Annotated in this window: 12 protein-coding genes and 1 tRNA gene; 9 read left to right on the top strand and 4 right to left on the bottom strand. The window is 72.6% G+C overall.

Annotation, left to right across the window (positions count from 1 at the left end; genetic code table 11):
* Nucleotides 1-36: 36 nt before the first annotated feature.
* Complete coding sequence (locus tag IEZ05_RS04375) at nt 37-447, top strand: hypothetical protein (RefSeq protein ID WP_189228660.1); 411 nt, start codon at nt 37-39, stop codon at nt 445-447.
* Between the two features lie 18 nt (nt 448-465).
* Here IEZ05_RS04375 and IEZ05_RS04370 read toward each other — a convergent pair whose 3' ends face one another.
* The 3 genes from IEZ05_RS04370 to IEZ05_RS04360 are packed head-to-tail and all read right to left on the bottom strand — an operon-like array spanning nt 466 to nt 3,250.
* The gene (locus IEZ05_RS04370; RefSeq protein ID WP_189228659.1) at nt 466-1,041 is read right to left on the bottom strand and encodes a rhodanese-like domain-containing protein; all 576 of its coding nucleotides are present in this window, start codon (nt 1,039-1,041) and stop codon (nt 466-468) included.
* Between the two features lie 44 nt (nt 1,042-1,085).
* Entirely contained in the window at nt 1,086-1,844 is a 759-nt protein-coding gene (locus IEZ05_RS04365; RefSeq protein WP_189228658.1) for a sulfite exporter TauE/SafE family protein, read from the bottom strand.
* Nucleotides 1,845-1,846: 2 nt separating this feature from the next.
* On the bottom strand, nt 1,847-3,250 hold the full coding sequence (locus tag IEZ05_RS04360; RefSeq protein ID WP_189228657.1) for an MBL fold metallo-hydrolase: 1,404 nt from the start codon (nt 3,248-3,250) through the stop codon (nt 1,847-1,849).
* 157 nt (nt 3,251-3,407) lie between these two features.
* Between IEZ05_RS04360 and IEZ05_RS04355 the strand changes: the two genes are divergently transcribed.
* The 5 genes from IEZ05_RS04355 to IEZ05_RS04335 all read left to right on the top strand — a co-directional run bounded on the left by IEZ05_RS04355 (nt 3,408) and on the right by IEZ05_RS04335 (nt 8,149).
* Nucleotides 3,408-3,911 (top strand): VOC family protein, encoded by a 504-nt coding sequence (locus tag IEZ05_RS04355; RefSeq protein WP_189228656.1) that lies wholly within the window; start codon nt 3,408-3,410, stop codon nt 3,909-3,911.
* A 49-nt stretch (nt 3,912-3,960) separates the two neighbouring features.
* Nucleotides 3,961-6,327 carry a DUF4132 domain-containing protein gene (locus tag IEZ05_RS04350; RefSeq protein WP_189228655.1) on the top strand — a complete coding sequence of 789 codons (2,367 nt, stop codon included), beginning with the start codon at nt 3,961-3,963 and terminating at the stop codon, nt 6,325-6,327.
* Nucleotides 6,327-6,638, top strand: coding sequence for a hypothetical protein (locus IEZ05_RS04345; protein ID WP_189228654.1), 312 nt, complete (start codon nt 6,327-6,329; stop codon nt 6,636-6,638). Before IEZ05_RS04350 ends, IEZ05_RS04345 begins: the two co-directional genes overlap by 1 nt.
* Before the next feature lie 210 nt (nt 6,639-6,848).
* Entirely contained in the window at nt 6,849-7,520 is a 672-nt protein-coding gene (locus IEZ05_RS04340) for a hypothetical protein (protein ID WP_373298726.1), read from the top strand.
* 353 nt (nt 7,521-7,873) lie between these two features.
* Entirely contained in the window at nt 7,874-8,149 is a 276-nt protein-coding gene (locus IEZ05_RS04335; protein WP_189228652.1) for a hypothetical protein, read from the top strand.
* Between the two features lie 494 nt (nt 8,150-8,643).
* Here the strand turns inward: IEZ05_RS04335 and IEZ05_RS04330 are convergent.
* A tRNA-Arg gene (locus IEZ05_RS04330) sits at nt 8,644-8,715 on the bottom strand.
* A 213-nt stretch (nt 8,716-8,928) separates the two neighbouring features.
* Between IEZ05_RS04330 and IEZ05_RS04325 the strand changes: the two genes are divergently transcribed.
* The 3 genes from IEZ05_RS04325 to lysA all read left to right on the top strand — a co-directional run bounded on the left by IEZ05_RS04325 (nt 8,929) and on the right by lysA (nt 11,994).
* Complete coding sequence (locus IEZ05_RS04325) at nt 8,929-9,402, top strand: response regulator (RefSeq protein ID WP_308426873.1); 474 nt, start codon at nt 8,929-8,931, stop codon at nt 9,400-9,402.
* Nucleotides 9,403-9,501: 99 nt separating this feature from the next.
* Nucleotides 9,502-10,584, top strand: a complete 1,083-nt coding sequence (nrtL, locus tag IEZ05_RS04320; RefSeq protein WP_189228650.1) for an ArgS-related anticodon-binding protein NrtL — start codon at nt 9,502-9,504, stop codon at nt 10,582-10,584.
* An 18-nt stretch (nt 10,585-10,602) separates the two neighbouring features.
* Nucleotides 10,603-11,994 (top strand): diaminopimelate decarboxylase, encoded by a 1,392-nt coding sequence (gene lysA, locus IEZ05_RS04315; RefSeq protein ID WP_189228649.1) that lies wholly within the window; start codon nt 10,603-10,605, stop codon nt 11,992-11,994.
* Nucleotides 11,995-12,103: the final 109 nt, after the last annotated feature.

Genomic DNA, 12,103 nt, shown 5'->3' with positions numbered 1-12,103 from the left:
CACAGCGCGCGTCACCGGGCAGGGGGAACGGAACACATGGACATGGTCGTCCTGGGTGCCTGGCTGCTGACCGCGGCCCTGGGCGCCTACCTCGCCACCGTCTGGATCCGCCACGGCGGCCTGCGCCAGCGCACGCCCGGCGTGACGCGGCTGCCGCTGTGGCTGGTGGTCGGTCACGTGGTGCTCGCCGTCAGCGGCCTGGCCGCCTGGGCCGTGTACCTCGTGGGCGGGCTCCGGGGCACGGCGTGGGCGGCCTGCGCCGCGGTCCTCGTCGTGGCCGCCCTCGGCTTCATGATGCTGCTGCGCTGGCTGCCCAGCTCCGGCCGCCATGCGCAGGCCACCGGCACGGCGGAACGTCACTTCCCGCTGACCGGGGTGGTCGCGCACGGCATGAGCGCGGGCGCGACGGTGCTCCTGGTCGTCCTCGTGGTGCTCCGCCAGGTCTGAGGACGGGGCCGGGCGCTGTCAGTGGCCGCGCAGCCGGGCGAGCGTGGCGTCGAGGTCGGCGGGCCGGGGCCGGTTGCGGGGGATCTTGGCCAGCACGGCCGCCATGCCGCAGGTGTCGGTGAGGGCGGAGAAGACCAGTCCGCCCGCGATGCCCGCGGACAGCAACTGGAAGGCCGGGTGCACCAGCACGCCGAGCAGGAGGCCCAGCAGCACGATGAGTCCGGCGGTGAGACGGACCTGCCGTTCCATGCCCCAGGTGGCCTTCGCGGTCCCCGCGGGCCGGACGAGTTCGTGCCCCTGCGCGGCCCACGCGCCGGTGCCTCCGACGAGGGTCGCGGCGTGGACGCCGTGCTCGGCGAGGACGCTGCAGGCGTTCGCGGAGCGGTTGCCGGAGGCGCAGACGACGAGCACGTCCCCGCGCTCGGCGGCGGCCCGGACGGCGGGCAGGGCTTGCCGGAGCCGGTCCAGCGGCACGTTGAGGGCGCCGGGCAGGTGACCGCCGGCGTACTCGCCGGGGGTGCGGACGTCGATGACGGTGAGTTCGTGCAGGCGGGAGTGGGCCTGGCGGGGGTCGAGGGTGGCGGGGGTGGTCATGGGGAGGTCCTTCCTGTGGACATGGGTCGTGCCGGGGTGGCCGCTCACGGGACGAGCGCGTCGGCGAGCATGAAGAGGGCCACCGCGAGGAGTGCGTAGGCGAAAAGGGTCTGCAGCGTCCGGCCCCTGACCTTCTCGGCCAGGCGTCTGCCGTCCCAGGCGCCGAGCACGGCGGCCGCGGTGAAGGGGCCGACGACGGCCCAGTCCAGGTGCATCCCGGTGCCCGCCCGGGCGCCGAGCGCGGCCAGGGAGTTGACCGTGATGACGAGGAGGCTCGTACCGACGGCCCGGCGCATGGCCAGACCCAGCACGCCCACCAGCGCCGGAACGGCGAGGAAGCCGCCGCCCACGCCCAGGAACCCGGTCACCGCGCCGAGCCCGGCACCGACGGCACCGGCCTTCGCGGGACGGACGGGGGGACCGGGACGGCCGGACGGGTCGGTGGCCGGGGAGCGCAGCATCCGCGCCGCGGCCAGCGCGGCGACGACCGAGAAGGCCACGAGCAGCGCCGTCGCCGGCACCCGGTCGGCCAGCGTTCCGGCGAGCATCGCCGGTACGACGCCCGCGGCGGCGAACAGGAGCCCGGTGCGCCAGGCGACGTTGCCGTCCCGGGCGTGCCCGCTCAGCGCGGTGACGGAGGTGAGGGTGACGATCACGAGGCCGGCGGTCGTCGCGTCGGCCGGGCCGAAGTGGAGCAGGTAGATCAGGGCGGGTACGGCGAGGACGCTGCCGCCCCCGCCGAGACCCCCCAGGGCCAGGCCGACGACGGCACCGGCGACGAGCGCGGCGATCAGAGCGGTCATGCTCAGCGGTCGGCGCGGTCGGCGCGGTGGCCCGGGTCGTCCGGGTCGCCGAGGCCGGTCACCGTCAGCCCGGCCGCGTCGGCGGCGCCGAAACCGTCGTCGACGGCCACGACGTCGCGTCCGGCGGCGTGGAGCAGCGACGCGGCGATCGCGGCCCGCATGCCACCCGCACAGTGCACCCACACCGTGCCCGCCGGCACCTCGCCCAGCCGCTTGGGCAACTCGTGGACCGGAATGTGCACGGAGCCCGCTATGCGCCCGGCGGCCCGCTCGGAGTCCCGCCGTACGTCGAGGACGACCACCCCGTCCGTACCGCGCTCGGCCAGTCCGGCGAACGTCGACCTCGGGAACGACACCGGCCGCCCGCCCTCGGGCACCCATGCCTCGGGCGCCCCGGTCGCGGCGCTCGCGGGCCGGTCGATACCCACCCGGACCAGCTCCCGCTGTGCGGCGGCCACCTGCTCCGGGGACTCGGCGAGCAGCGTGACGGGCTTGCCCCACGGGATCATCCAGGCCAGGTAGGTGGCGAGCTTGCCGTCCGCCTCGAAGTTGTACGACCCGGCGACATGCCCCTCGGCGAAGGCCACGCGGCTGCGCAGGTCCACGACCCACTCACCGGCCGCCAGCCGGGCGGCGATCTCCTCGGCGTCGGCGACGGCCGGCGGGGTCAGGTCGACCGGGGCGGGGCCGCCGGCGTTGGCCGGGCTCATGTGGGTGTAGTACGCGGGCACGTCGTCCAGCCCGGCCAGCAGCCGGGCCACGAAGGAGTCGACGTCCTCGGTGAGCGCGGCGTTGACGGCCTTCTCCCGGCCGATCGTGGTGGCGTCCCCCTCGGCCTGCGCGGAGGAACAGAAGCTTCCGAAGCCGTGCGTCGGGAGGACGGACGTCTCGTCCGGCAGCTCCGCGGCCAGCCGGTGCGCGGAGGCGTGCTGGGCCCGGGCCAGTTCCGCGGTCAGCCGCGGCTCCACCAGGTCCGGACGCCCCACGGTGCCGATCAGCAGCGAGCCACCGGTGAACGCCGCCACTGGCATGCCGTCCTCCCGCAGTACGTACGACGTGTGGTGCGGGGTGTGCCCCGGGGTGGCCACCGCCCGCAGCTCCAGCCCGGCGTCGACGTCGACCGCGTCACCGTCCGCCACCGGCACCCGCGAGAACGAGACGCCGGCCCCGGCCGGCACCAGGTACACGGCGCCCGTCACCCGGGCCAGCTCCAGACCGCCGCTGACGTAGTCGTTGTGGAGGTGCGTCTCCACCACGTGCGAGATCCGCACCCCGCGCCGGGCGGCCACCGCCAGGACCTGGTCGATGTCGCGCGGCGGATCCACCACGACCGCGCGCCGGGCGCCGCCGGCCAGGTAGGAACGGTTGCCGAGCCCTTCCAGCTCGAGGGTGTCGACGAAGAACATCGGGAACTCCTTCACAGACAATTACCCCCCGGGGTATCCACCGTAGCACGGGTACCCCCGGGGGTATTTTGGCGCTTGACCTGAACCAAACTTGAGCTTCTAGGTTCGTTCCGGAGCCGCAGGAGCCGACCGGCGGCGGCTACCGAGGAGGTTCACCATGACCGAGCACCCGGCCCCCACCGAGCACCCGGCCTCGACCGAGATCCCCGACCGCTACCGCTACGCCGTGATCCCGCACATCATGGTCGACGACGCCGCCGCGGCGATCGACTTCTACCAGCGGGCGTTCGGCGCCCGCGAGGCCTTCAGGATCGACGCTCCGGGCGGCGGGATCCTGCACGCCGAGATCACCGTCGGGCGGTCGGTCCTGATGCTCGGCGACGCGGGCGCGGGCGGCGCGCAGACCGACGCCTTCGCCGCGCCGGCCTCGCTCGGCGGCGGCACCTCCGTCATGCTGCACGTCTTCGTGCCGGACGTCGACGGCCTGGCGCGGCGCGCGGAGGCCGCCGGCGCGGAGATCCTCCAGCCGCCGACGGACATGTTCCACGGCGACCGCACCGTCATCCTCAAGGACCCGTCGGGTCACCGGTGGGTCTTCCTGACCCACCTGGAGGACATCTCGGAAGAGGAACTGCTGCGCCGCCTGCCCACCGCCGGCTGACCGGCGTCCGGGAAGCGGTGTTGTCAGTCCCCCCTGCCATCATCCCGCCATGCTGAACGACGCCTCGGTGACCGGCTTTCCCGGCCACGACTCGCCCCCGACGAGCCCCGCCGCCCGGCTGATGCGCGCGCTGACCGACCCGGCGTTCACGGACGGGGACGGACGCCACGACCCGTCACAGGTCACCGACGAGGAGCTCGGCAGCCTGTTCGTCGCGGCCTACCGGCTGGACGCCTCGGCCACCGCCTCGATGCGGGCGGCAGCCTTCACGGTCCGGGCCGCGGCCGGGGAACGGCAGCCGCGCTACACGCCCGCCGCATGCCGCCGGCTGTTCGAGCTGCTCGTCGAGGAGTGCGAGGAGCACGGCTGGGCCGACCTCACCCTGGGCCTGGACGCACTGCAGCACTGCACGGGACCGCTGCCCGACGTGACCCAACCGGCCCGCGCCCTGGTCGGGTTGTGGCTGGCCAAGGACGTCGTACGCCAGCCCTACGCGCTGCTCGCCGTCGCGGGCCTCGCCGGGGACGGGACACTGAGCACAGTCGTGGAGCGGCTCTCCCGCGACGCCGGCCCCATCGTCGCCGACGAGATGACAGCCATCGCGGGACTCCCCACGGCCGAACAGGCGGCACTGTCCGAGATGGACCGGGAGCACAGATTCGTCTCGCCGCTCGCCCACACCTGGCGCCGATCCTCCGCGAACCCGGCGTACGTGGCGTTCACCCGCCGCGCGCTGGAAGCGGCCGCCGACCGCACCGACGCCATCCGGGCCGGCGAGATCCCCTACCGGGCGGACAAGGCGTTCACCGACCGGGAGGTCACCTCGCTCGGCCAGGCCCTGCGGGTCGCGCTGCTGCGGGACGAACCCTGGCTGCCCGAGCTGTTCGACCGGCTGCTGCCCGGCATCGCGCTCGCCCCCACGGCGGCGAAGACCCTCCCGTCACAGGCCCTGCTGTACGAGGTGGTCCGCGCCGCCCAGGACTACCCGACACCCGAGCTGGTCACCGCGATCCGCACCGTGCGCCGGACCGTCCGGCACGCCGGGGTGCCCAAGCAACTGGACAAGATGCTCAAGAAGGCGGACGCGGCCCTGGCCGAACGCACCGACGTGGCACTACGGCTGCCGAGGCTGGACTTCGACGGCGACGGCGTCCTGCACCGGCCGGCCGGCGCCTACCGGGCGGTCGTCAGGGTCACCGACACCGCCACCCTCACCTGGGAGAAGGACGGCCGCCCGCTGCGCACCGTCCCGGCCCCGGTCCGCCGCGACCACCCCGCCCTGGTCAAGGAACTCCGCGACCTGGTGAAGCGGCTCAACGCCCAACTGGCCACCCTCCTGCGGGCCCTGGAGGGCGGTTTCACCGTCGACGCCGTCCACCCGTACGGCTGGTGGCGCACCGAACTCGCCGGCCACCCCCTCGCCCGGACCCTCGTAGGCCGGCTGATCTGGGAGATCGAGGTCGCGCCCGACGAGTGGCGGGCCGTACTCCCCGAGACGGACGAGCCCCTCCCCGACGCACCCGACGACGCATCCGTACGGCTCTGGCACCCGCTCCGCTCCGACCCCGACGCCGTAGGGGCCTGGCGGGACCTGCTCAGCGAACGGCGCATACGGCAACCCTTCAAGCAGGCGTTCCGCGAGATCTACTTCCTCACCCCGGCCGAGGAACAGACCGGCCTCTATTCCCACCGCTTCGCCGCCCACCTCGTCCACTACCGCACGTTGTTCGCCCTGTTCCGCGCCCGGGGATGGAAGAGCCGCCTGCTCGGCCCCTGGGACGACGGGGACGGCGACGAGGCCGAGCGCACCCTCGCGGCGGGGGAGTGGCGGGTCCGCTTCCACCACACCTGGTCCGACTCCACGGGCGACGACGACCTGGCCACGACCGACCAGGTGCGCTTCGACCACCGGCAGGAGGACGCCTGGCGCGAGACACCGCTCGCCGACGTGCCCCCGCTGGTGTTCAGCGAGGCCATGCGCGACGTGGACCTCTTCGTCGGAGTGACCTCGATCGCCACCGACCCCGACTGGACCGACGGCGGCGACCGGCGCGCCTACTGGGAGCGGACCGCGTTCGGCGAGCTGACCGAGAGCGCCCTGGCACGCCGCGACGTACTGGAACGGCTCCTGCCCCGCCTGAAGATCGCCGACCGCTGCACACTCGACGGCCGCTTCCTGCGCGTCCGAGGCGACCTGCGCGCCTACAAGATCCACCTCTTCTCGGCCAACGTCCTGATGGAACCGGACGACAGCTACCTGTGCGTCGTCGCGGCCCGACGCCCGGTGGACCGCACGGTCTTCCTCCCCTTCGACGACGAACGGCTCGCCCTGATCCTGAGCAAGGCGTTCCTGCTGGCCGCCGACACCGACATCACCGACGAGACCATCCTCCGCCAGATCGAACGAGGTGCCTGATGGCCGACGTGACCTTCCGGGACGAGACGCCGACGGGCAAGCAGCTCACCGAGTGGAAACTGACCGGCCTGCCCGACCGCATGACGGTACGAGAGCTGATAGCCCTCAGGGTCCGAGAGGAGGCCGCCCGTCACAACGCCCACCCCGTCGATGTGGCCCGCCGGACGGAGGCAGCCGAACACGCCTTCCTGACCAACGGCTTCTTCGTCCTGTCCGGCGACCGCCAGCTGGAGGCCCTGGACGAGGTGGTGGACCTGGCTCCGGCCCCCACCCTGATCTTCATCAAGCTGGTCGCCCTGGTCGGCGGCTGAGAGGGCCGTACAGTGGCCCGAGCCAACAGCACAGCCACACAGGGGAATTGAGCACGCATGCGATCATCCGGACCGACCCGGACGCTCCTCACCGCCATGCTCTGTGCCGCAGCCGTCCTGCTCCTCGGCGCGTGTGGGACCGAGGTGGCCGGCCGGGGGAACGGAACGTCACCGTCACCGAGGGCGACCGAACCGATCCCGTGGACGACGATGCAGCCGTCCGCGGTCACCGGAGTCCGTGTCGGCGAGGACCACCGCACCCTGCTCCTCGACACCCAGGTGCCCAGCGGCCCGCACCCGTGCGTGCGGGAGCTGAAGGCGGTGCTCACCAAACCCCTCTCGGACCTCGCCCGGGTGCAGGTCACCTTCACGTCGCCGGCCGGGGACAGGGCGTCCGGATGCACCGAGGAGGGCACGGCCACCGCACGGGTGAGGCTGCCGGAACCGCTGGGCGACCGCGACGTGATCGTCGACAACTACACCCGCTTCACCGCCGACGGCGCCACCCCACCCGCGCTGCGCCTGTGCGGGGAACTGGGCTGCACCCCACCGGCCACGGGCTGCACCGCCCCGTCCTACGAACAGGCACTGAAGGCGGCCGACGCCCCCATGCACACGTACCGCAACGCGGAACACTGCGACGGCAAGTGGCTGGTCCTGGACTTCTCCTGGCGCACGGGACCGATCTGCGGCGACACGACGAACCCCGCGTGCACGTCCCGCCTGGGCGACCGCTGGTTCTACCGCGCGGAGAAGACGGGCTGGGACCCGTTCTTCCGCACCGCGACAGGAGGCTGCGAGGCCGTACAGCAGAGGGAGCCCGCGTTCCCCACCCGACTGTGCGCGTCACTGCCCCCGCTGTCCCGCAGCGGAACGGAATGACGTGACGTTGCCATGCCGACCGCGCCGGTGATTGGGTGACACGGTGCAACAGCCGCCTCAACAGCCCCAGTACGGCCCGTACGGCCCGTACGCACAGCCCACCCCGTACTACGCCCAGCCGACGCCCCAGCCCGTCGTGCCGCCGGCGGAACTGTCCGGCCTGTGGGAGCCACAACCACCGCGCTCGAAGGCCGGACGACGGTTCCGCTTCGTCCTGACGGTGCTGTACTTCCCGCTCCACGTGGTGCTGTGGCTGATCATCATGGCTTTCGTGGTGGCCTACGGGCTGGCGATGGAACTCGTCTGCGGGATCCTCCCCTTCCTCGAACGCCCGGTGATGAAGGTCCTGGACCTTGACCGTCGGCCGCTTCCCCGCGCGCCCACGCTGGTGGACCTCGTGGGGCGAGCTGCAACGCGAGGACGACCCGGCCTTCCACCGGGAGCGCATAGAGAAGCACCTCCGCAAGCAGAAGCCCAAACAGCGCACGACGCTGATCAGAACCCACAAACACCGCTGCGTCGGAGCCCGCACCCTCCTGGAGATCGCGGCCCCACACGGCTGGACCCTCAGCGACGGAGCCCCCACCCGCCTCCGCGAGGGCATCGAACTGTCCCGAACGACACCCTGACGGACGGTGACCAGGGCAAACCAGCTAGTCACTGTGCGACCTCGCGGCACGGCCCTGGCCGGCCCTTCACCGTCGAGGACCAGGCGTGATCGACCCAGAAACTTTCCCGAAGCCTATTGACTCGGCAGATAGCCTGCCTAACCTGGTTAATAAGCCACAAAACCGGAAGAGTCACAAAGTCGATGAGGACGTCTAGTCGGCGGAGTGACTTGGACAGGATGTGGTCCAGGCCCCCGGCAAGCCGGCGCGATACCGGAGCGACAGTGACGACTGGAGCCCCAGGACACGTGCAGCACTACCGGGGACTGTTTTTTGCCCGCACGGCCCTCGCAGCACGGTTGGCTCCCGGCCGACGGCACACCGCAGGCACCCAGGGCTACTGACGGCGACCACCACGTCACCCCGCACACGCCCGGCATACGGCTGCACACACGCGAAGACCCCGGCCTCAGCGTTTCCGCTGGTGACGGGGTCTTTGGGCACCTCATACAGGGTGCCCCCGGCAGGATTCGAACCTGCGCACACGGCTCCGGAGGCCGTTGCTCTATCCCCTGAGCTACGGGGGCGTGTCGGCCGGGGAGCTGTTGCTCGCGGCGACGGGTAGAACACTACCAGCTCGGTCGGGGTGGTCATGAACGGGTTTTCACCGCCGACTGCCCCTCCCCGCCGGGGCCGAAGCGGAGCGTCGGCGTCAGGGGGCCGGGCGGCGATGTCCCCCGCGTGGGGTGGAAGTGGGGAAAACCCGGACGCGATGGCCGGGCCGGACCTACTCTCGAGTTGTGCCTAGGGCGTCTGGCCGAGTTCTTGTTGTGGACGACAACAAGGTCATCCGGCAGCTGATCAGGGTCAATCTCGAGCTGGAGGGCTTCGAGGTCGTGACCGCGGCCGATGGTGTCGAATGTCTGGAAGTGATCCATCAGGTGCGGCCCGACGCCGTCACGCTGGACGTGGTCATGCCGCGGCTGGACGGTCTCCGGACCGCCGCGCGGCTGCGCGCGGATCCCCGGACCCGGGATCTTCCCCTCGCCATCGTCAGCGCCACCTCTCAGTACGAGGTCGGCGCCGGGGGAGAAGGCGGTGTCGCTGTCGCTGTCGCTGTCGATGGTGGCGTCGACGCCTTTCTGTCCAAGCCGTTCGAGCCCGCCGAGCTCGTCGCCCTCGTACGGCAGCTGGTCGACGGGCGGAGCGACGTCTTCGGGGCCGGTGCCGCCGGGGAGAGCGAGGCCTCCGCTCAGGCCGAGTCGGCCGGGTAGTCCGTCCGGCATCGCCGATCACGCGGGCTTGCGTCCACATCCCGGGATTGCCGTAAACCGGTTCGCTTACCCACCCCCCTCCTCCCCTACGCTTGACCCGTGACCCCCGTAGAGCTCTCCCGCACCGTGCTGCACGCGGTGCGTCGCGCTGTCGACGCGGGTGAGCTCCAGGTGGCCGTTCCCGAGCGGGCCGTGGTCGCTCCGCCGGGGCCCGGGGGGTGTGGCGACTACGCCACCAACATCGCGCTCCAGCTCGCCCGGCCGGCCGGGCAGCCCCCTCGCCGTGTCGCCGAGGTGCTGCGGCCGTATCTCGCCGACGTCGACGGCATCACGGACGTCGTCCTCACCGGGCCCGGCTTCCTCAACATCAGCCTCCACGGCACCGCCCCCGCCGCCCTCGTCGAGGAGATCCTGCGGCGCGACACCCGTTACGGGTACGCCGACGGACCCGACGGCCGGGTCGTGCAGCTGCACTGCTCCCGCGACCTCCGTGCCGTCGTCGTCGCCGAGGCAGCCGCCCGCATCCTCCGCTCCCAGGGCGCCCTCGTCCGCACGAGCTGCGAGGCTCCCCTCGCCCCCGAGTGGACCGCCGCCCTCGGTGTCCGCGTCGACGCCGCCGGACCGGCGCCGGCCGGGCTCGCCGTGAACATCCGGCCCGTGCCCGCCCCCGGCGATCCCGATCCCCTCCGCCTCGGTCGCGACGCCGGCCGCTGGGCCCTGCTCCACCCCGCCCCCCACGACCGGCCCCGGACCGGCGACGAGCACCTCGTCCAGCGCGAGAGCAACCCGCTCTTCCGCGTCCGGTACGCCCACGCCCGCGCCCGCGCGCTCACCCGGAACGCCGCCGACCTGGGCTTCACCGCCGAGCCGGGCCCCCTCGCCCAGCCCGCCGGTCGCGCAGCGGTCCCCGCCGAGTCCACACCCCAGGACCTCCTCGCCGCCCTCGCCGACCACCCTCGCGTCCTCGCCGCCGCGGCCGAGCACCGCGCCCCCGACCGGCTCGCCCGGCACCTCGTCACCGTCGCCGATGCCGCGCTGCCCTTCCTGCCGGCCGTGCTCCCGCGCGGGGCGGAGAAACCCTCGGCCGCCCACCGCGCCCGGCTCGCGCTCGCCGAAGCCGCCGGGACGGTGCTGGCCGGCGGCCTGTCCCTGCTCGGTATCGACGCACCCGACCATCTCTGAGAGAGCCCTGAAGACGCCATGAGCCGTTCCGCCCACCCCGCCGGGCCCCGTCACGCCGACGTCCTCCCCGAGGGGCACTACTCGGCACCGCCCGCCGACCTCAACGCCCTCGACCCCAAGGTCTGGGCCCAGACCGTCGCCCGCGACGCGGACGGCGCCGTCACCGTCGGCGGGATTCCCGTCACGCGGCTCGCCGAGGAGTACGGCACCCCCGCCTACATCCTCGACGAGGCCGACTTCCGGGCCCGGGCGCGGGCCTGGCGCACCGCCTTCGGTGCCGACGCCGACGTCTTCTACGCGGGCAAGGCCTTCCTGTCCCGCGCCGTCGTGCGGTGGCTGGACGAGGAGGGGCTGAACCTCGACGTGTGCTCCGGTGGTGAGCTGGCCACCGCGCTCTCCGCCGGGATGCCCGCCGACCGCATCGCCTTCCACGGCAACAACAAGAGCGAGCGGGAGATCCGGCGGGCCGTCGAGGCCGGTGTCGGGCGGATCGTGCTCGACTCCTTCCAGGAGATCGTGCGCGTCGCCCACATCGCGCAGGAACTCGGCAGGCGCCAGCGCGTGCAGATCCGTATCACCGTCGGCGTCGAGGCCCACACGCACGAGTTCATCGCCACCGCCCACGAGGACCAGAAGTTCGGCATCCCGCTGGCCGGCGGGCAGGCCGCCGAGGCCGTGCGGCGGGCGCTGCAGCTCGACGGGCTCGAGGTCATCGGGATCCACTCCCACATCGGGTCGCAGATCTTCGATATGTCGGGCTTCGAGGTCGCCGCGCACCGCGTCGTCGGGCTGCTCAAGGACATCCGCGACGAGCACGGCGTCGAGCTGCCCGAGATCGACCTCGGCGGCGGCCTCGGGATCGCGTACACCAGCGACGACGACCCCCGCGAGCCGCACGAGATCGCCAAGGCGCTGACCGAGATCGTGACGAGGGAGTGCGAGGCCGCCCGGCTCGCCACCCCCCGCATCTCCGTCGAGCCCGGCCGGGCCATCGTCGGGCCCACCGCCTTCACGCTCTACGAGGTCGGCACCATCAAGCCGCTGGAGGCGCTGCGTACGTACGTCTCCGTCGACGGCGGCATGTCGGACAACATCCGCACCGCGCTGTACGACGCCGAGTACAGCGTCGCCCTCGTCTCCCGCACCTCCGACGCGGAGCCCATGCTCGTCCGGGTCGTCGGCAAGCACTGCGAGAGCGGCGACATCGTGGTCAAGGACGCCTTCCTGCCGGGCGACCTGGCACCGGGTGACCTCATCGCCGTACCCGCCACCGGGGCGTACTGCCGGTCCATGGCCAGCAACTACAACCACGTGCTGCGGCCGCCCGTCGTCGCCGTGCGGGACGGTGAGGCACGAGTCATCGTCCGGCGTGAGACGGAGGAGGATCTGCTGCGTCTCGACGTCGGCTGAGACGTCGGGCGACGCGCCTGACCGGGCGTCGGACGAGGCCGGGGTGGAAGATCTTCCGTCCTCCACCCCTGCGAAAATGAAATAAATGTCTCACGATCCGGACGAAACG

Source organism: Streptomyces flaveolus (genome assembly GCF_014648815.1).
Lineage (GTDB): Bacteria > Actinomycetota > Actinomycetes > Streptomycetales > Streptomycetaceae > Streptomyces > Streptomyces flaveolus.
Note: the sequence above shows the minus strand (reverse complement) of the source record. Positions and strands in the feature narration are given on the sequence as shown.